Genomic DNA, 17885 nt, shown 5'->3' with positions numbered 1-17885 from the left:
TCTATGAGAGGCGATCAAGTCAACTTCCAGAACATCGTCGCACGCTCGGCCACCTCCGAGGAGTCGCCCCACACCCGCATTGGCGGGGTGGAGGCGGTGGCCAAGCTGATCGACGTGTCGCGCTGCATCGGTTGCAAGGCCTGCCAGGTGGCCTGTTCGGAATGGAACGACCTGCGCGACGAGGTCGGGCATTGCAACGGCACCTACAACAACCCGCCGGACCTCACCCCGGAAACCTTCCAGGTGATGAGATTCGACGAATACGTCAACGAGAAGGGCAACCTGGAGTGGCTGATCCGCAAGGATAACTGCATGCACTGCGCCGAGCCGGGCTGCCTCAAGGCCTGCCCGGCGCCGGGGGCCATCGTGCAGTACGCCAACGGCATCGTCGACTTCAATTCCGAGCACTGCATCGGCTGCGGCTATTGCGTCTCGGGCTGCCCCTTCGACGTGCCGCGCATCTCCAAGAAGGACCAGAAGGCCTACAAGTGCACCCTCTGTTCCGACCGCGTCTACCACGGCCTGGAGCCGGCCTGCGTCAAGTCCTGCCCAACCGGGGCGATCATGTTCGGTACCAAGGAGGACATGACCGAACACGCCCAGATGCGCGTCGGCCAGCTGCATGACCGTGGCTTTCCCGGCGCCGGTCTCTACGATCCGGCCGGGGTGGGCGGCACCCATGTGATGTACGTGCTGCAGCATGCCGACAAGCCGGAACTCTATACCCACCTGCCGGCCGATCCGCAGATCAGCCCCATGGTCAGCCTGTGGAAGGGCGTGACCAAGCCGATCATGTCGGCGCTGCTGGGCGTCACCGCCATCGCCGGTATCGCCCACTACCTGACCAAGGGACCCAAGGAAGAACCCGAGGAATCCCCGGACGAGGCAGAGCGCCATGCCGCGCGCGAGGAGGATCGGCCATGACCACGCCGTCGGACAACAAGCGCGGCATCCTGCGCTACACCACCTTCAGCCGGCTGAACCACTGGTTCATCGCCTTCACCTTCGTCTGCCTGACCCTGAGCGGCCTGGCCTTCTTCCACCCGTTCTTCTTCGACCTCACGGCGCTGTTCGGCGGGCCGACCATGACGCGCATCCTGCACCCCTTCATCGGGGTGGCCATGAGCCTGGGCTTCGTGGTCATGGCGGTGCGCTTCTTCAAGGTCAACCTGTTCAAGCGCCACGACGTGGCCTGGGTGCGGCGCATCGGCGACGTCCTCGCCAACCGCGACGAGCTGGCGCCGCCCATCGGCGCCAACAACCCGGGGCAGAAGCTGGTGTACTGGGTGATGCTGCTGTCGGTGCCGGCGCTGCTGCTCAGCGGCTTCTTCATCTGGCGGCCGTACTTCGCCGACATCCTGCCGCGCGGCTGGCTGCGCTTTTCCAGCCTGGTGCACGCCTATGTCGCCTTCGTCGCCATCGTCACCCTGATCATCCACGTCTATTCGGCGATCTGGGTAAAGGGCTCCTTCCGCGCGATGACCCAGGGCCGCGTCAGCCGCGCCTGGGCCAAGCACCACCACCGGCTGTGGTACGACGAGATCGTCGAGCAGGAACGCCGCGAAGGCGGCGAGCAGGGCGAGCGCCCCCTGGATGAACACCGCATGCCCGACAAGGGGACCCCCTGATGCATCAGTACGGCACCTCGCCCACCGGCATCCTCAATCCGCCACCGGTGGTGCTGCCCGATCGCCAGCTGTTCGCCCGTCGCGCCCGCCGGCTGCGCGAACTGGCCGAGCGTAGCCCCGAGCTGGGCGATTTCCTCGGCTTCATGGCCCTGCTGGTCCAGGCCCAGGAGGCCGTCCTGCAGGAACGCCAGCCCAGCTGGCAACCGGCGCCGGATGCCTTCAGCCTGGCCTTGGAGCACGGCATGCCGCCGCTGCAGGGGCAGGCCCTGCTGCGGGATCTGGACTGGCAGGGCGATCTGCAGGCGCTGCTGGCCAACCTGGAACTGCGCGTGGCCGAGCGCCAGCGACCCGTGCTCGATCGCCTGGCCGCGCTGCCCGCCGCCGAGCGCCATCGCCTCGCCGAACAACTGCTGGTCCAGGATTCCGGTGCCGCCGAGACCCGCGCGCTGCTGCCCCTGGTGGGCGCCGCCCTGCAGGTCGCCTGGGTACGCCTGGCCCTGAATCTGCCGCAACCGCCCCAGCGCCTGGGCGACGCCAGCCGGGTGCTGTGCCCGACCTGCGCGGCGCCGCCGCTGGCCAGCATCGTCCACGCCGACCGCGATCGCGACAATGTGCGCTATCTGCACTGCAGTCTCTGCGCCACCGAATGGCACCTGGAACGCAGCAAGTGCAGCTGCTGCAACGCCAGCGCCAAGGTGCGCTACCTGGCCCTTGAGGACGAAGCCGGCAAAACGCCCCTGGCCGCCCAGGCCGAGACCTGCGACAGCTGCAACAGCTACCTCAAGCTGGTCAGCAAGAGCTTCAATCTCGGCGCCGATCCCCTCGCCGACGACCTCGCCAGCCTGCCGCTGGATTTCGCCCTGGCCGAAGAAGGGCGCTATGCCCGCAGCGGCTTCAATCCGCTATTCATCGCCGGCGAGTAGGACGCAGCGACGGCTTAGGCGTCTTCGGGCAGCGTCTGGGTCACCGCCAGGCCGGCCAGGCGGGCGCTGGCCAGCAGGCGCTCCAGGCTCTGGCCGTGCCGGGCACTGGCGGAGAGGCCGGCCATGCTGGTGGCGACGAAATCGGCCACCAGCTGCGCCTGTTCTGGATAGCGCGCGGCGATGCTGCTGCGGATGAGCTCCTGAGCCGCCAGGTGATAGACGTTGGCCGCCGCGCGCGCCTGGGGATCATCGCAATGCATACCCTCCAGCACCAGACAGCCCGTTGCGACCGGATCGGCCGCGTAGCGGCGCGCCGCCTCTTCCAGTAGCTGCGCCAGCGCCATGGCCAGCGGCCGGTCGGCGGCCAGGATCTGCCGCAGGGGCAGGGCGTCGGTCAGGGCGTAGCGTTCGAGCACCTTCCGATACAGCTCGGCCTTGCTGCCGAAGGCCGCATAGAAACTGGGTGGATTGATGCCGAGGGCCTGGGTGAGGTCGGCGACGCTCACCCCGTCGTAGCCCTGTGCATGGAACAGACGCTGCGCGCGGGCGACGGCCTGGTCCGGATCGAAACGGCGCGGACGGCCACGGGGTGCGGATTTATTTGTAGCGTTCATTACAAAAATACTTTGACAGGTGGCGTGTGAAGTTTATTGTAACACTCACTACATTAATCAGAAGGTAGGGTCATGGCGAATTTTGCAGGCAAGTCGGTACTGGTACTGGGTGGCAGCCGCGGGATAGGCGCGGCCATCGTGCGGCGCTTCGCCGCCGAGGGGGCCCGGGTGACCTTCACCTATTCCAGTTCCCAGGAGGCCGCCCAGGCGCTGGCTGCGGAAACCGGTAGCACCGCCCAGTCGACCGACAGCGCCGACCGCGACGCGGTCATCGCCCGGGTGCGCGACAGCGGCTCGCTGGACGTGCTGGTGGTGAATTCCGGCGTCGCCCTCTTCGGCGACGCGCTGGAGCAGGACCCGGATGCCGTCGACCGGCTGCTGCGCATCAATGTGCACGCGCCCTATCACGCCGCCGTGGAGGCCGCGCGGCAGATGCCGGCCGGTGGCCGCATCATCGTGATCGGCTCGGTGAATGGCGACCGCCTGCCGGTTCCCGGCCTGGCCGCCTACGCCGTGAGCAAATCCGCGCTACAGGGGCTGGCCCGCGGCCTGGCGCGGGATTTCGGGCCGCGCGGCATCACCGTCAACGTGGTGCAACCGGGGCCGATCGATACCGACATGAACCCCGCCGAGGGGCCGATGAAGGACATGATGCACAGCTTCCTGGCGATCAAGCGCCACGGCCGCGTCGAGGAGGTGGCCGGCATGGTGGCCTGGCTGGCCGGACCCGAGGCCGGCTTCGTCACGGGCGCCATGCATACCATCGACGGGGCCTTCGGCGCCTGATTGCCTCCCGCCTGCTCCTGTCGTCCAGGTGACAGGAGCCCAGGTGACGCCTGATCGAAGACCAAAGCAGTCGTCGATCAGGCGTCACCTGCCGGACCCAGCAACTCCTCCGCAATATCCAGCAGCGCGCGCAGCCGATCCATGAGCCGCAGATCCTGGTGGTAGCCCACCCAGATTTCCCGCGACGGCGGCGGGCCGAAGATCTCGATCAGTTGCAGTCCTGCCGTCGCATCGCCGACCGGGCGGGGCAGGACGGCGACTCCCAGGCCGCGCCGGCACAGCTGCGCCTGGACCGTCCGACTGGTGCTGGTGAAAGCGCGTCGTGACTCCGGTAGCCGCTCGATCAACCAGGCGACATCGGGAAAGTGCGCTTGCGCGGTGTTCATCAGGATCAGGCCGACCGAGGCCGGGTCTTCCTGCAGGGCCAGCGCGGTGGCGGCCGAGCCATAGAGCCCATAGGGCAGGGTCAGGAAACGCCGCTGCACGATATCCGGTTCGCTGAAGGGCACCAGGCGAAAGGCCACGTCCGCATCGCGCCGGGAGAGATCCAGCAGGCGATAGCTGGCGATGACCTCGGGCACCACGGCGGGGTGGCGACGGCTCAGCTCGGCCAGGACCGGCGCCAGCACATAGCCGGCAAACCAATCCGCCGAGGAAATCCGCAAGAGTCCCTCCAGGCGTTCATGGTTACCGGCCAGGCGCCGCTCCATGGCCAGGGCCGAGGCTTCCATGGACTCGGCCAGGGCGAAGACCGCATCGCCTGAATTGGTGAGGATCAGACCGTCACCGGTGCGGCGGAACAGCGCTTGCCCGGCTTCTTCCTCGAGCACCTTGATCCTTCGACCCACGGTCGGGTGGCTGATGTCCAGCGCCCGCGCCGCCGAGCCATAGGACCCGCCGCGGGCAACCGCCAGGAAGATCCGCACATCGCCCCATTCCATGGCGAACTCTCGTTCAAAAATGAACATTCAATATGCAGGAAGGGCAGTCCCCAAACAATAACGTAGGGGAGACCATGACGGCTCACGTCAATCCCGGTCCGTCGGACCCCTGCCAGTGAGGTTGGAACTGGCTCTGCATGGGTGATCAGCTATGAGCAGATTGCGAGAGAGGGCAGCTAAGTTAACGGGCGCCTGCAAGGGCCCAGAGGCGGGCGTCGCCCACCCGCGAGCAGCGGACGGTGCCAGGGCACAACCCGACAGCCGCCGCTGGTTCGCCCTGGGGGTGTTGTTGCTCGGCACCCTGTTGCCGCCGCTCGACTTCTTCATCGTCAATGTGGCGCTGCCGGTGATCCGTAGCGACTTCCAGGCCTCTTCGGATCTCGCCCAACTGGTGGTGTCGGTCTATGCGACCGCCTATGCGGTCACCCTGATCCTGGGTGGGCGGCTAGGCGATCTCTACGGTCGCAAGCGCGTCTATCTAGGCGGCATGGTCGGCTTCGGTCTGGCCTCGGCGCTGTGCGGACTGGCGCCCTCGCCCGAGGCACTCATCGCCGGGCGGCTGCTGCAAGGCATAGCCGCCGCCGTCATGGCACCCCAGTCCCTAGCCTTGATCCATGCCACCTTCCCGGCGGAGGAGAAGAATCGGGCGCTCGGCCTCTACGGCGCCACCTTCGGCCTCGCCTCGGTCAGCGGCCAGGTGCTGGGTGGCGTGCTGATCGAAGCCAGTCCCTTCGGACTCGGCTGGCGCAGCATCTTTCTCATCAACCTTCCCGTCATCCTCTGCGCCTTGCCTGCCGCGTTGGCCTGGCTGCGCGAGAGTCGGGCGAATCAGGGAGCGCGGCTGGACGTCATCGGCGCCTGCCTGCTCGCCGCAGGGCTATTGGCGCTGGTCGTCCCCCTCGTCGAGGGGCCGCGACTCGCGTGGCCCTGGTGGTCCGTCCCCCTGCTGCTCTTGAGTGGGGTGGTGCTGCGGCTGTTCTGGCGCTACGAGCAGCGCAAGGAAGGGGCGGGCGAAATGCCCTTGGTGCTGCCCTCCCTGCTGGCGGAAGCCAGACTGCGCCGCAGCCTGCTGGCGACCTTCCTGTTCTACGCCCTTGCCCCTTTCTTCCTCATCTTCGCCGTCTACCAGCAGGCGGGCCTGGGCCACGGCGCCCTGGCGGCGGGTTGGGCGATTCTGCCCCTGGGAGTCGGATTTCTGTGCGGTCCCCTGTGCAGTCCGCGCATCGCCCAGCGCCTGGGCGCCCGCACCGCCTCCCTGGGCATGGCCCTGGAGGTAGCAGGGCTGGTGCTGGTCGCCGCCCTGGCGGGCTCACCCGCCTGGCTACCCGTTCCGCTGCTATTGATCGGCCTGGGGCAGGGTATCGCGCTGCCCGCCCTGGTCAGGTTGAACGCGGATCAGGTGGCGCCGAGCTTGGCTGGTCTGGCGGCCGGCCTGACGAATGCCACCTTGCAGATCAGCGCTGCCCTGTCGGTCGCGCTCATGGGTGGCCTGTTCTTCCAGCTCGCCCCCGAGGGCGCCCCTGCCGCGACGGTTCGCTTCGCCTTTGCGTTGACGTCCCTGGCGATTGCCGGCGCCTTGGCGTTGGCGGCGGGATTGAGTTGGCGGAGAACGCCGGCGGGCGCTGTCCAGACCTCCGTTGGATCCAGTACCCACTGACCTTGCCCAAAACCATCAAGGGGAAACCCGCATGAAAAAGACCTGGCTTATCACCGGCTGCTCCTCTGGCCTCGGCCAGCACATCGCCGTGGCCGCCGCTGCGCGCGGCGACAACGTCGTGGCCACCGCCCGCGATCCGGCCGTATTGCAATCGCTGACCCAGAGGTTCCCGGATAACCTCAAGGCAGTGCGCCTGGATGTCACGGACGCCAGCTCCGCAGCCGCCGCTATCGCCCTCGCACAGCAGGCATTCGGCGGCCTCGATGTCTTGGTGAACAATGCCGGGGTCGGCTTCATAGGGGCGGTCGAAGAGGCCGAGCCCAGTGAATACCGGCCGCTGTTCGAGGTGAATGTCTTCGGCCTGATCGAGATGACCCGCCTGGCGTTGCCCGTGCTGCGCGAGAGCGGCGCGGGCCGCATCGTCAATCTGTCGTCCGGGGCCGGGCTCTCGGGAGGTCCCGGCTCGGGTTACTACAGCGCCAGCAAGTTCGCCGTCGAGGGCTTTTCCGAGTCCCTGGCCAGGGAAGTCGAACCCCTTGGCCTGCGGGTGATCATCGTGGAGCCCGGCCCCTTCAGAACCGACTTCCTCGGACGCTCCATCGCGCTGGCGAAGCAGGTGATCGACGCCTATGCCGACACCGCCGGGCGACGTCGTGCCTATCGCGACAGCAACGACGGCCGGCAGGCGGGAGATCCGCAAAAGGCTGCCGCGGTGATCGTGCAGGCGGTGGAAGCGGCGAATCCGCCGCTGCATCTGCCGCTGGGACCGGTCGCCTACGACATCGTCGAACACAAGCTGAGTTCGCTGCGGGCGGATATGGACGCCTGGCGTGCTATCGCCCTGCATACCGACTATGACTGACTGGCGCGAAGCAGCGGCGCGGAGCCCTGGCCCGTTCAGCGAACACGCCGTGCGGCCCGGGCTGCCGGTCGACCCTTTTCCATTCGGTCGGTGTCGGCGGCGATCTCTGCGCAGGCGCTGCGGCTCTGGCTATCCAGCAGGATCGGCGCACCCTGGGCACCACGCGTGGCGGCGTCCCGGGGGCGTCCGCGGTTCTCAGCCGTAGCGCTTGAACGCCTCGATGGCCAGGCCGTTGCCGATGTTGCCGAAGCGGTCGCCGTCCACCAGGCGGGCGCCGGGGAAGCGCTTGGACAAGGCCTGGCGCAGGGCCGGGATGCCGCTGGAGCCACCGGTGAAGAACAGGCTGTCGACCCGCGCCGGGTCGAGGTCGGCGCGGGCCAGCAGGTCATCCACACCGCGGCTCAGGCGTTCCAGTTGCAGGGCGATGGCGGCGTCGAACAAGGGGCGTTCCAGATCGGCGGCCAGGCCGGTCTCGATGCGATCCAGGCGCAGGGTGCGACGCCAGTCATCGGTCAGGGCGATCTTGGCGTCTTCCACCTGCATGGCCAGCCAGTGGCCGGCACGCTGTTCGATGAGCTTGAACAGGCGATCCATGCAGCGGGTGTCCTGGGCGTCGTATCTCATGTCGCGCAGGCCCAGCACGCTCTTCTTGGCGTAGACGGCGTTGATGGTGTGCCAGGTCGCCAGGTTGATGTAGTGGCTGGTGGGCATGGTGGCGCCGCTCTTCATGGCGCTGCCGTAACCTAGCAGCGGCATCACCCCTTCCAGGCTCAGCTGGCGGTCGAAGTCGGTGCCGCCGACGTGCACGCCGCCAGTGGCGAGGATGTCACCGGCGCGGTCGGCCAGCGCGCGGCGCTCCGGGGCCAGGCGCACCAGGGAAAAGTCCGAGGTACCACCGCCGATGTCGACGATCAGCACCAGCTCTTCGCGCTTGATGCTGCGCTCGTAGTCGAAGGCGGCGGCGAGGGGTTCGAATTGGAAAGAAATATCCTTGAAGCCTACCTGGCGCGCCACGGCGGCCAGGGTGTCCTCGGCCTCCTGGTCGGCGAGCGGATCGTCATCGACGAAGTGCACCGGACGACCCAGCACCACGGCGTCGAAGGCGCGGTCGGCCTGCGCCTCGGCGCGCTGCTTGAGGGTGCCGAGGAACAGGCCGAGTACCTCGGTGAAGGGCAGGGCGCTGCCGAGGATGCTGGTCTCGCCCTTGAGCAGGCTGGAGCCGAGCAGGCTCTTGAGCGATCTCAGCAGCCGGCCTTCGTAGCCTTCCAGGTATTCGTGCAGCGCCTGGCGACCATAGGCCGGGCGCCGCTCCTCGGCGTTGAAGAAGATCACCGAGGGCAGGGTGGCCTTGCCTTCCTCGAGGGGCAGCAGGACCTCACCCGAAGGCCGCAGCCAGCCGGCGGTGGAGTTGGAGGTACCGAAGTCGAGGCCCAGGGCCCGGGCGGGTAACGCAGACATGTCAGGATCCGTAACGCGAACAGCCGCGCAGTTTAGCCCAGACCGGCGCGCAAACGAACCCTGGCCGGATGCCAGCAGGGTGGTTGCAGACGTCTCGCCGGGGCTTCGGCAATAGCGGGTGGTGCGCGACGGGGCTAGGGCCTGGGCCCTTCCTCACGGCGCTGGTCGAGGCTGCAGGTGTCATCTCGACAGCGGCGCCCGCCGTCCGGATGCGGCAGCCAGGTCAGGCCCGGACGCAGCTTCAGGAACAGGCGATAACCCAGTTCCAGCAGGGGCCGCAGCGGGCGCCAGGCCAGCGGTCGGGCCCAGTGGCCGAGGCCGGCGGTACGCCAGCTCCAGTAGGTGGCATCCAGGCCGCGGAACCAGTGGCCCTCGGCATCCCGGGCATGCAGCAGGTCGAGCATGGCCTGGCGCGGCGGGGCATCGGCCGGCGCCTGGTAATCCGGCGCGGCCAGGTCGACCAGGTGCAGCCGGCTCGGATCGGCGTGCCGCCGCAGCCAGGCGATCTCGCGGGCGCAGAGCGGGCAGGCACCGTCGTGGTAGAGGGTCAGGGGCAGGCGGGGGGCGTGCATCGGGATCTTCCTCTGGGTCTTGCCTATCTGGACCGACCGTTGGGGCTGCCGTTGCGCTTTCCGCCGAACGGTAAGCGCAACGGCGCGCCTTGGCGAGTCGGAATTGGAGACGCCGGATGACGGCATTGCAGCTAAACAACGAACGAGGTCGCTATGGATCTGGGAATCAAGGGGCGCGTCGCCCTCATCACGGGCGCCAGCGGTGGCATGGGGCTGGCCACGGCCAAGCTGTTGGCCGAGGAAGGCGTCAAGCTGGTGCTGTCCGACCTGGAGCAAGGCAAGCTGGCAGAGGCGGCCAAGAGCCTGCCAGGCGAGCCGCTGCTGATCGCCGCCGACATGACCGACCAGGCGGCTGTGAACAGGCTGGTGGAGCAGGGCGAAGCCCGTTTCGGCCAGATCGACATCGTGGTGCATACCGCCGGCGTCACGGGCGCCAAGGGCGATCCGCTGGAACTGGCCGATACCGACTACGAGGAGGCCTGGGCCACCGATTTCTTCTCCGCCGTCCGCGTCGCCCGCGCCGCCATTCCGCGCATGCGTAAGCGTGGCTGGGGCCGCTTCGTCTGCATCACCTCGGAAAACGCCGTCCAGCCCTATTGGGAAGAGGCCGTCTACAACGTGGCCAAGGCGGCCCTGGCGGCCTTCATCAAGAACCTCTCCTACAAGGAAGCGGCCCACGGCGTACTCTGCAACACCGTCTCGCCGGCCTTCATCGAGACCGGCATGACCGACGGCATGATGGAAAAGCGCGCCAAGGAACTGGGTGTCTCCTTCGAGGAAGCCATCGAAAGCTTCCTCGACGAAGAGCGACCCGGCATCGTGCAGAAGCGCCGCGGCAAGGTGGAAGAGGTGGCCGCGGCCATCGCCCTGCTGGTGTCGGAGCGGGCCTCCTTCATCAACGGCAGCAACCTGCGCGTGGATGGCGGTTCGGTCCAGGCCGTGCAGAACTAGGTTCGCCCCCGCTCAATCGCGGTAGAAGGTCAGGCCGCGATTGACCGCGCAACGATAGGCGACCTTGTCGCCATGCGGGCGGTAGGAGGGCAGGTCGAACGCCTCCATGCTGAACTCGGCGGAGTCGTCGGGTTTCACCCGGTAGCGCAGGATCTGTACCAGCGGCTGGCCATCCGCCGCGACGCTGACATGTTCGTCGGCGAAGGCCAGCACCTGGTCAGGGGTGATGCGGAAGGCATCCAGCCGCAAACCGCCGCGGGCCTGGCTGGGCTTGGCAGAGGGCAGGGCCGGTTGGCAGGCGCCGAGGTCCAGTACCAGGTGGACCGCGGCGCCCTGCAGCAGCGCGGTACGTAGCGCTGGCTGGTCTGGCAGGGGAGTAGCGGCCTGGGCACCGAGGACGAACAGGCCGGAGAAGAGGGGCAGCAAACGCGAGGTCATGGTCAGGCTCCATGGCATCAGGAGCGCTCTAGCTTAGTCAGGCGTAGCGGTGCGATCGCTGCGCCGGGTCACGCTTTGCTCTGGGACGCGGGTTTCAGCCCTCAGCCCCAGGCCTCATCTACTGGCCCGCCTGGCTGCCGCGGCACCCCGGCCCCGTGATGCGGATACCTAGTCGGGTTGCCCTTGGTCGGACGAGGATGGTGCCGAGTCCGGTTCGCTCTGCTGACGCCGCACCGCCTCTTCCAAGGGGATGAACTTCACCTGGCGATCCTTGACCACCGGCGGCAGGGTAATGCCCATGGACACGTAGATGCTGGTGAACATGTCGACGCCCATGTCGGCCGGTTTCACCCAGTCCACTGGTACATAGAGCAGGCCACCGCCCACCGGCACGGGCGCCGAGGGCACCAGCACGGCGTGATAGTGGCGACCGTCGATGTCCACCACCGCCGGATTGGGCAGCAGGGCCAGCACCGCCACGCCCTGGCCACCGAAGAAGCACCACACGGGGCTCATGGCGCGGATGTCCGCTCCGCCTTCCTTGCGGTCGAGCAACTCGACGAAGCGTTCGGCCAGGCCATAGAGCTTGCCGAATACCGGTATGCGCCGGAAGGTCAGGTTGGCGAACCAGGCCAGCGGCCGGCGCAGGCCCAGCTTGACCGCGATGCCCAGCGGATAGAGCAGCACCAGCAGCACCAGGGTGCCGATGCCATAGGCCGCCAGGGAGTTACCGACGAAGGGGTGCCCGACCGCCACGAACAGCTGGCCCAGGGTGGTGTTCGGTCCGATCAGCCCATTGAGGAAGCTGACGATCCAGCCGATCAGGGCCAGGGTCAGCACCAGCGGCAGGAGCAATAGCAGCCCGGCCAGCCAGGTGGACACGATGCTTTCGAAACCGCGACGAACGAAGGGCATGCAAGGACTCGACGGCTAAAGCACCAGTCTACGCGAGCCGTGCGCTCAGCGCCCGTCACACCCTCGCCGACGGGCACTCGGCGGCGGATTCGCTGGTCTGGAAGACAATCCCCTCGCGTTTCTGGAGTCCTGCCATGCCCCTCAAGCTTCGCCCGCTGCTCCTTGCAGCGCTACCCCTTGCCCTGTGCGCCGGCTGGGCGCTGGCCACCCCCGCGCAGGCCGCCACCCAGGTGGTGCAGGTCCGCGACCTGCCCATCGGCACAGGGCGCCCCAAGGTCATCGTCTCCACCTCCGGCAAGACCGCCGAGCAGGTGCTGGAGCAGGGCCGCGCCGCCGCCGGGTCCGCGGCGGTCGACATCCTGGAATTGCGCCTCGACCTCCTGGGCTTCGCCACGGACGCCGACCAGGTCGCCGCCCTGGGGCGGCAACTGGTGCAGGCGCTGGGCGGCAAGCCGCTGCTGCTGACCTTCAGGTCCAGGCGCGAAGGCGGCGCCGGCGAGCTGGATGACGCGGCCTACGCGGCGCTCTACGGCAAGTTGCTGCAGGCGGGCTTCGCCGACCTGATTGACGTGGAAATGCGGCGCGACGAGCGCAGGGTCAAGGCGCTGGTGGTCGAGGCGCACAAGACCGGAGCCAAGGTGATCCTCTCCAGCCATGACTTCCAGGGCACCCCGAGCAATGCCGAGATGACGAAGCGCCTGCAACGCCAGCAGGCACTGGGCGCCGACATCCTCAAGCTGGCGGTGATGCCCCACGACGGCGGCGACGTCGCCCGCCTGCTGCAGGTGACCTGGAAGATGCACGAGCGCAGCCCCCGGCCACTGCTCATCATGGCCATGGGTGGTACCGGCAGCGTCTCCCGCCTGGCGGGCGAAACCTTCGGCAGCGCCCTCACCTTTGGCAGCCAGGGCCAGGCGTCGGCCCCGGGGCAAATCGAGGCTGACGTCCTGCATCAGGCGCTGGAGGCGCTGCACCGGGCGCGCCAGCCCTCCTCATAGCCAGCGGCGGTAGAAGGCCGCTTCCTGCTCCAGGGCATCCGCCTGGTTGGCGGCCTGGCGAAAGCCGTGGCCTTCGTCGGGGTAGCGGCGCACCACCACCGGCACGCCGCGGGCCTCCAGGGCGGCGGCCATGGCGTCGGTCTGGGCGGGTACCACCACGGCGTCCTTGAGGCCCTGGAGGAAGATCACCGGCGCCTGGATACCCGCGGCATGCAGCAGCGGGGTACGGGCCTCGTAGCGGGCCCGGTCGGCTATGGGGTCGCCGATCAGCCAGTCGAGGTAGTCGGCCTCGAACTTGTGGGTGACCTTGGCCAGCGCCAGGGGATCGCTGACCCCATAGAGGCTGGCTCCGGCGCGGAAGACGTCACGGAAGGCCAGGGCGCAGAGCACCGTGTAGCCACCGGCGCTGCCGCCACGGATGAAGGCGCGTGCCGGATCCACCAGGCCCTGGGCACCCAGGTGTTCGACCACCGCACAGGCATCCTCCACGTCCACCTCGCCCCAGCGCAGGTGCAACGCCTGGCGGTAGGCACGGCCATGGCCACTGCTGCCACGATAGTTGAGATCGGCCACGGCGAAGCCCTGGCGTACCCAGAACTGGATGCGCGCCTCGAACACCGGATAGGTACAGGAGGTCGGGCCGCCGTGGATGCTGACCAGCAGCGGCGGTGGACCCTCGCCATGGCGTTCCGGCAGATAGAGAAAGCCCTGGGCCTGGCCATCGCCGCTGGGGTAGCTCAGGGGTTGCGGCGCGACGATGGCGGCTTCCGTCAGGGGCGCCACGCCGCCGGTGACGATGTCCACCGCGCCGGTTGCTCGGTCGATGGCCAGGATCGCCGAGGGCCGCGTCGGCGCTGCGGCGATGCAGTAGCAGTATCGCTCGTCCAGGGCCAGTCCGCGGAAGCGGGTGAAGTCGGGGGCCAGGCGCCGGAACTGGCCGTCCGCCCGGAGTTCGCCGAGCAGGCCGAAGCCTTCCTCCTGCCAGGTCGCCAGCCAGCCTTCCGCCGTGGGCAGCCAACTGGCGCCGCCCAGCTGCCAGGGCGCGGCGGCGTGATCGGCGGCGGGTGCCGCCTGGGGCGCGAAGCCGTCCGCGGTCTCGCACCAGGGTTGCCACCAGCCCTGGCGATCGCTCAGTGCCCAGAGCCGTTGCTGCCCATCGAAGAGCGGCTGCTGCAGCGATTCCTCGGGATCGGCCGCGACGACGGTGGGGGCGCCGGGGCGCCCCTTGGCGTCCAGCTCCGCCGCCAGCAGCCGGGTGCGGGTCCAGGGCTGGTGGGGCCTATCCCACTCGATCCAGGCCAGTCGGCGACCATCGGCGCTGGTACGGGGCGCGGCATAGAAGTCCGCGCCCTCGGCCAGCACCTGCCGCTCGCCGTCCTGGCCCAGGGCGACCAGGCGATGGCGTGGTGGTTGTTCGCTGCGGTCTTCCTCGACCGCCAGCACGCGCTGCTGGTGGCCGTCCCAGTAGAGGTCGCCGTAACGCCACTGCTGGCCACCGGCGAGCCGTTCGGGCGCGCTGCCATCGCGCGGTTGGCGATAGACCGCCTGGTCGGCCTCGTTGACGAACAGCGGTCCTGCGTCGGCCAGGCAGAGGGCACCACCGCCGTATTCATAGACCTTGCTGCGCAGGCTGAAGCCGGCCGGTGTCAGGCAGCGCGGCGCGGCGTCACCTTGGCGTACCCAGAGCCGGGTCGCGCCGTCGCTGGGATCGTACTGACTCCAGTAGAGGCCACTGGCATCGACCTTGAGTTCGGCGAAGTCGATACCGGCGGCAACGGCCTGGGCCGGCGTGAGTGGAGTAGGGACGGTCATGGCGACTCCGGAAGGAAGAACAGCCGTTAGCCTAGCAGCTGGTGACGGGAAGCGAGACGGACAGGGCTTTTTCGGCTTCTTAGCCTGTGGAGGGAGTAGGTAATGGTTTTCCTCTTTCTCACTCTGGGAGAAGGCTGGGGGGCGTGCTGTTGAGCTTCGCTGCGCTCACCCCAACCTACAGGCGTGCACTATTTTTCCCATCTCCCTCCGGGAGAGGGCCGGGGTGAGGGTGGCTCGGGCCGTTGGGCTTCGCTGCGCTCAACCCAACCTACAAGGCGTGCACTATTTTCCCCTCTCCCACCGGAAGAGGGCCGAGGAGAGGGTGGCTCGGGCTGTCGGGCTTCGCTGCGTTCAACCCGACCTACAGGCGTGCACCGCTTTTCTCCCTCCCTTCGGGAAACGGCCGGGATGAGGGTGGCGCGAGCCGTTGGGCTTCGCTGCGCTCAACCCAACCTACAAGGCGTGCACCGTTTTCCCACTCTCCCTCCGGGAGAGGGCCGGGGTGAGGGCAGCTCGGGCCGTTGGGCTTCGCTGCGCTCGACCCGAACTACAGGCGTGCACTATTTCCCCTTCTCCCACCGGAAGAGGGCCGAGGAGAAGGTGGCTCGGGCTATCGGACTTCGCTGCGCTCAACCCAATCTACAAGGCGTGCACTATTTTTCCCCTTCTCCCTCCGGGAGAGGGCCAGGGTGAGGGAAGCATGGGCTGTTGGGCTTCGCTGCGCTCAACCCAACCTACGGGTGCAAGGCTTTTCCCCCTCTCCCCCTGGGAGAGGGTTGGGGTGAGGGTAGCTCGAGTGGTTGGGCTCAGCACCCACCTACGGACGCCTGCCCTAGAACAACCCCAATTGCTCCCCCGGCGGGGCGAACTGACTGCAGTCCAGGCCTTCGCCCTCACGCCGTTCCAGTCCGAAGCGGCGGCGGGCTAGGCGAAAGCGCTGGGCCAGCAGCTCGGCGAACTGGCCTTCGCCCTTCATGCGGATGCCGAAGCGGCTGTCGTAATTCTTCCCGCCACGCGATTGCCGGATCAGGCTCATCACATGGGCGGCACGCTCGGGAAAATGCGTCTGCAGCCATTCCTCGAACAGCCCGGCGATCTCCAGCGGCAGGCGCAGCAGCGCATAACCGGCCGAGCGGGCGCCATGGTCGCGCGCCGCCTCCAGTAGGGCTTCCAGTTCGTGGTCGTTGATCATGGGGATCATGGGGGCCAGCAGGGCGCTCACCGGCACCCCGTGCTCGTGCAGGGTGCGCATGGCGCGCAGCCGGGCCTGGGGCGCCGCGGTGCGGGGTTCGAGGATGCGCTTGAGGTCGTCGTCCAGCGTCGTCAGGCTGAAGGCTACCCGCACCAGGTTACGTTCGGCCAGCTGCACGAAGAGATCCAGGTCGCGCAGGATCAGCGCGCTCTTGGTGATGAGGGTGACCGGATGGCGATAGCGCAGCAGGATCTCCAGCGCCTGGCGGGTCAGCTGGTACTGCCGCTCGATGGGCTGGTAGCCATCGGTATTGATGCCCAAGGCGATGGGCTGCGGCTGATAGCCCGGCTTACACAGCTCCGCCTCCAGCCGCTCCGCCAGGTTGGTCTTGGCAATCAGCTGAGTCTCGAAATCGATGCCCGGCGACAGGTCCCAGTAGGCATGGGAGGGGCGGGCGAAGCAATAGATGCAGCCGTGCTCGCAACCGCGATAGGGATTCACCGAACGGTCGAAGCCGACATCCGGGGACTGGTTGCGGCTGATGACGGTCTTGGCCGTTTCCTGGCGGACGCTGGTGGTGAAGGTCAGCGGCGTCGCCTCTTCGTACCAGCCGTCGTGCTCAACCTCGCTGCGGGTCGCGGCGAAGCGATTGTGCGGATTGCTGGCGGTGCCACGGCCGCGTGGCGGACGCTGGGGCTGGGTCATGACCCGATCTCGAAAACTGTATTTCCATACAGTATAAGACCTGCTCGATCTGGACAAGGGCGCCGTGGTTGGCTCCCGCCCTTGGCCACTCCTGGTTACGCGCGCCAAGGCACCCAGCGGCTACCCGGGTAGCCGCTGGGTGTCATCCTCAGAGTACCGAAATCGGGTAGTTGAGGATGATGCGGTTCTCGTCGAAGGAGCCGCTGGCACTGTAGTCGCGTCTCATGCTGGAGTTGCGCCAGCGGATCAGCAGTTTCTTCAGCGGGCCGCTCTGCACCTCGTACTGCACCTCGGATTCGCGGCCCCATTCCTTGCCGTCGGTGATGCTGCCGGTGTGCACGTTGTCACCGCTGAGGTAGCGGTTCATCAGGGTCAGGCCCGGTACGCCGAAGGCGGCGAAGTTGTGGTCGTAGCGCACCTGCCAGGAGCGTTCCCGGGCGTTGTCGTAGCTGGAGTTATAGCTATCGTTGGCCAGGGTGCCGCCGCTGGTGCCGTTGACCCTCATCCAGGCGCTGTCGCCGCTGACCCGTTGCAGGCCGATGTAGAAGGTACCGCCACCCTGCTTGGCCGAGAGCAGCGCATAGGCGGTACGGTTGTCCAGGGCACCGGCGCGGGCGGCGCCGTCGTCGTCGCCGATGAAGTAGCCGAGGTTGGCGCCCAGGGTCCACTTGCCCAGGGGCTGGTAGTGGATCAGGTTGATGAACTTCTGGTGGTAGATGTCTTCGAGCTGGGCGTACCAGAGGCCGACTCGGGTGCGCTTCTCGTTGAAGGTGTATTCGCCGCCGACGAAGTTGAAGCGGTCGGAGGTGGCGTTGGCGCGGCCCTGCATGAACATGTCTTCCATGCTGGCGTCGTTGCGCGGGCTGTTCTGGCGCATCTGGCCGCCCCAGAGTTCCAGGTTCTGGATCTCGGTGGAGTGGATCTGCGCACCCTGGAAGGTCTGTGGCAGCGAGCGGCCGTCGTCGGACCTGAGGATCGGCAGCACGGCGAACCACTCACCGACCTTGATATCGGTCTTGGAGACCTTGGCCTTGGCGGCCACCGCCAGGCGGCCGAAGTCCTTGGCCGGCTCGTTACCGGCATGGGTCGGCAGCAGTTGGGTGCCATAGGTGCCAGCACCGCCGTCGAGCTTGACCGAATAGAGGCCGAGGGCGTCGACGCCGAAGCCCACCGGCCCCTGGGTGTAGCCGGAGGTCAGGCCGAAGATGAAGCTCTGGGTCCATTCCTCGGCCTTATTCTGCGCGGTGTAGGCCGGATCGACGAAGTTGCGATTGAAGTAGAAGTTGCGCAGGTTGAGGTTGGCCTTGGTGCCGTCGATGAAGCCGCTGTCGGCGGCCCACAGGGGAGCGGTACTGGCCAGGGTGACGAAGGCGGCGCAGGCACGGACGAGCCGGCCGGAAGCGAGTCGAGCGCTCATGGGTAGTCCTTGTTCT

General features: G+C 67.7%; 17 protein-coding genes. 8 read left to right on the top strand and 9 right to left on the bottom strand.

Annotated features, from left to right (window positions below):
• The first annotated feature begins 3 nt into the window (after nt 1-3).
• From fdxH to fdhE, 3 genes are read left to right on the top strand one after another with little or no spacing between them, the layout of a single operon-like run.
• Entirely contained in the window at nt 4-924 is a 921-nt protein-coding gene (fdxH, locus tag ACYJP6_RS07565) for a formate dehydrogenase subunit beta (RefSeq protein ID WP_007160996.1), read from the top strand.
• A complete protein-coding gene (locus tag ACYJP6_RS07560) occupies nt 921-1628 on the top strand; it encodes a formate dehydrogenase subunit gamma (RefSeq protein ID WP_459474429.1) in 708 nt (235 codons plus the stop codon). Before fdxH ends, ACYJP6_RS07560 begins: the two co-directional genes overlap by 4 nt.
• The gene (fdhE, locus tag ACYJP6_RS07555; RefSeq protein ID WP_459474428.1) at nt 1628-2551 is read left to right on the top strand and encodes a formate dehydrogenase accessory protein FdhE; all 924 of its coding nucleotides are present in this window, start codon (nt 1628-1630) and stop codon (nt 2549-2551) included. The genes ACYJP6_RS07560 and fdhE overlap by 1 nt, the downstream gene beginning before the upstream one ends.
• Before the next feature lie 14 nt (nt 2552-2565).
• On the opposite strand, the gene ACYJP6_RS07550 is transcribed toward fdhE, so the two are convergent.
• Complete coding sequence (locus ACYJP6_RS07550) at nt 2566-3165, bottom strand: TetR/AcrR family transcriptional regulator (RefSeq protein WP_459474426.1); 600 nt, start codon at nt 3163-3165, stop codon at nt 2566-2568.
• A 72-nt stretch (nt 3166-3237) separates the two neighbouring features.
• Between ACYJP6_RS07550 and bdcA the strand changes: the two genes are divergently transcribed.
• Complete coding sequence (gene bdcA / locus ACYJP6_RS07545; RefSeq protein ID WP_459474425.1) at nt 3238-3951, top strand: SDR family oxidoreductase; 714 nt, start codon at nt 3238-3240, stop codon at nt 3949-3951.
• 77 nt (nt 3952-4028) lie between these two features.
• Here the strand turns inward: bdcA and ACYJP6_RS07540 are convergent, their stop codons facing one another.
• Nucleotides 4029-4892, bottom strand: a complete 864-nt coding sequence (locus tag ACYJP6_RS07540) for a LysR family transcriptional regulator (protein ID WP_459474424.1) — start codon at nt 4890-4892, stop codon at nt 4029-4031.
• 283 nt (nt 4893-5175) lie between these two features.
• Here ACYJP6_RS07540 and ACYJP6_RS07535 point away from each other — a divergent pair, with 283 nt between their 5' ends.
• Together ACYJP6_RS07535 and ACYJP6_RS07530 are read left to right on the top strand one after the other, a co-directional pair.
• Nucleotides 5176-6549, top strand: coding sequence for an MFS transporter (locus ACYJP6_RS07535; RefSeq protein ID WP_459474423.1), 1374 nt, complete (start codon nt 5176-5178; stop codon nt 6547-6549).
• Nucleotides 6550-6580: 31 nt separating this feature from the next.
• Nucleotides 6581-7411, top strand: a complete 831-nt coding sequence (locus tag ACYJP6_RS07530; RefSeq protein ID WP_459474422.1) for an oxidoreductase — start codon at nt 6581-6583, stop codon at nt 7409-7411.
• Nucleotides 7412-7606: 195 nt separating this feature from the next.
• Here the strand turns inward: ACYJP6_RS07530 and ACYJP6_RS07525 are convergent, their stop codons facing one another.
• Nucleotides 7607-8869 (bottom strand): Hsp70 family protein, encoded by a 1263-nt coding sequence (locus tag ACYJP6_RS07525; RefSeq protein WP_459474421.1) that lies wholly within the window; start codon nt 8867-8869, stop codon nt 7607-7609.
• A 134-nt stretch (nt 8870-9003) separates the two neighbouring features.
• Nucleotides 9004-9441, bottom strand: coding sequence for a thiol-disulfide oxidoreductase DCC family protein (locus ACYJP6_RS07520; RefSeq protein ID WP_459474420.1), 438 nt, complete (start codon nt 9439-9441; stop codon nt 9004-9006).
• Between the two features lie 153 nt (nt 9442-9594).
• On the opposite strand from ACYJP6_RS07520, the gene ACYJP6_RS07515 reads away from it, so the two are divergent.
• On the top strand, nt 9595-10392 hold the full coding sequence (locus ACYJP6_RS07515) for an SDR family NAD(P)-dependent oxidoreductase (protein WP_459474419.1): 798 nt from the start codon (nt 9595-9597) through the stop codon (nt 10390-10392).
• A 12-nt stretch (nt 10393-10404) separates the two neighbouring features.
• Here the strand turns inward: ACYJP6_RS07515 and ACYJP6_RS07510 are convergent, their stop codons facing one another.
• Together ACYJP6_RS07510 and ACYJP6_RS07505 are read right to left on the bottom strand one after the other, a co-directional pair.
• Nucleotides 10405-10830 (bottom strand): VirK family protein, encoded by a 426-nt coding sequence (locus ACYJP6_RS07510; protein WP_459474418.1) that lies wholly within the window; start codon nt 10828-10830, stop codon nt 10405-10407.
• 168 nt (nt 10831-10998) lie between these two features.
• Entirely contained in the window at nt 10999-11745 is a 747-nt protein-coding gene (locus ACYJP6_RS07505; protein ID WP_459474417.1) for a DUF502 domain-containing protein, read from the bottom strand.
• 134 nt (nt 11746-11879) lie between these two features.
• Here ACYJP6_RS07505 and aroD point away from each other — a divergent pair, with 134 nt between their 5' ends.
• Nucleotides 11880-12743: a type I 3-dehydroquinate dehydratase gene (aroD, locus tag ACYJP6_RS07500; protein ID WP_459474416.1), complete on the top strand. Its 864-nt coding sequence runs from the start codon at nt 11880-11882 to the stop codon at nt 12741-12743.
• Here the strand turns inward: aroD and ACYJP6_RS07495 are convergent.
• From ACYJP6_RS07495 to ACYJP6_RS07485, 3 genes are all read right to left on the bottom strand, one after another.
• On the bottom strand, nt 12738-14555 hold the full coding sequence (locus tag ACYJP6_RS07495; RefSeq protein WP_459474415.1) for an alpha/beta hydrolase family protein: 1818 nt from the start codon (nt 14553-14555) through the stop codon (nt 12738-12740). The genes aroD and ACYJP6_RS07495 overlap by 6 nt on opposite strands.
• 832 nt (nt 14556-15387) lie before the next feature.
• Nucleotides 15388-16452, bottom strand: a complete 1065-nt coding sequence (locus ACYJP6_RS07490; RefSeq protein ID WP_459474414.1) for a PA0069 family radical SAM protein — start codon at nt 16450-16452, stop codon at nt 15388-15390.
• A gap of 148 nt (nt 16453-16600) precedes the next feature.
• Complete coding sequence (locus tag ACYJP6_RS07485; protein WP_459474413.1) at nt 16601-17869, bottom strand: OprD family porin; 1269 nt, start codon at nt 17867-17869, stop codon at nt 16601-16603.
• Nucleotides 17870-17885: the final 16 nt, after the last annotated feature.

It is taken from the genome of Pseudomonas sp. No.117 (assembly GCF_054558395.1).
This window is presented reverse-complemented; position numbering and strand designations above follow the sequence as displayed.

Coding starts and splice junctions, on each gene's coding strand:
- fdxH (WP_007160996.1), top strand. CDS start 4: ATGAGAGGCGATCAAGTCAACTTCCAGAACATCGTCGCACGCTCGGCC.
- ACYJP6_RS07560 (WP_459474429.1), top strand. CDS start 921: ATGACCACGCCGTCGGACAACAAGCGCGGCATCCTGCGCTACACCACC.
- fdhE (WP_459474428.1), top strand. CDS start 1,628: ATGCATCAGTACGGCACCTCGCCCACCGGCATCCTCAATCCGCCACCG.
- ACYJP6_RS07550 (WP_459474426.1), bottom strand. CDS start 3,165: ATGAACGCTACAAATAAATCCGCACCCCGTGGCCGTCCGCGCCGTTTC.
- bdcA (WP_459474425.1), top strand. CDS start 3,238: ATGGCGAATTTTGCAGGCAAGTCGGTACTGGTACTGGGTGGCAGCCGC.
- ACYJP6_RS07540 (WP_459474424.1), bottom strand. CDS start 4,892: ATGGAATGGGGCGATGTGCGGATCTTCCTGGCGGTTGCCCGCGGCGGG.
- ACYJP6_RS07530 (WP_459474422.1), top strand. CDS start 6,581: ATGAAAAAGACCTGGCTTATCACCGGCTGCTCCTCTGGCCTCGGCCAG.
- ACYJP6_RS07525 (WP_459474421.1), bottom strand. CDS start 8,869: ATGTCTGCGTTACCCGCCCGGGCCCTGGGCCTCGACTTCGGTACCTCC.
- ACYJP6_RS07520 (WP_459474420.1), bottom strand. CDS start 9,441: ATGCACGCCCCCCGCCTGCCCCTGACCCTCTACCACGACGGTGCCTGC.
- ACYJP6_RS07515 (WP_459474419.1), top strand. CDS start 9,595: ATGGATCTGGGAATCAAGGGGCGCGTCGCCCTCATCACGGGCGCCAGC.
- ACYJP6_RS07510 (WP_459474418.1), bottom strand. CDS start 10,830: ATGACCTCGCGTTTGCTGCCCCTCTTCTCCGGCCTGTTCGTCCTCGGT.
- ACYJP6_RS07505 (WP_459474417.1), bottom strand. CDS start 11,745: ATGCCCTTCGTTCGTCGCGGTTTCGAAAGCATCGTGTCCACCTGGCTG.
- aroD (WP_459474416.1), top strand. CDS start 11,880: ATGCCCCTCAAGCTTCGCCCGCTGCTCCTTGCAGCGCTACCCCTTGCC.
- ACYJP6_RS07495 (WP_459474415.1), bottom strand. CDS start 14,555: ATGACCGTCCCTACTCCACTCACGCCGGCCCAGGCCGTTGCCGCCGGT.
- ACYJP6_RS07490 (WP_459474414.1), bottom strand. CDS start 16,452: ATGACCCAGCCCCAGCGTCCGCCACGCGGCCGTGGCACCGCCAGCAAT.
- ACYJP6_RS07485 (WP_459474413.1), bottom strand. CDS start 17,869: ATGAGCGCTCGACTCGCTTCCGGCCGGCTCGTCCGTGCCTGCGCCGCC.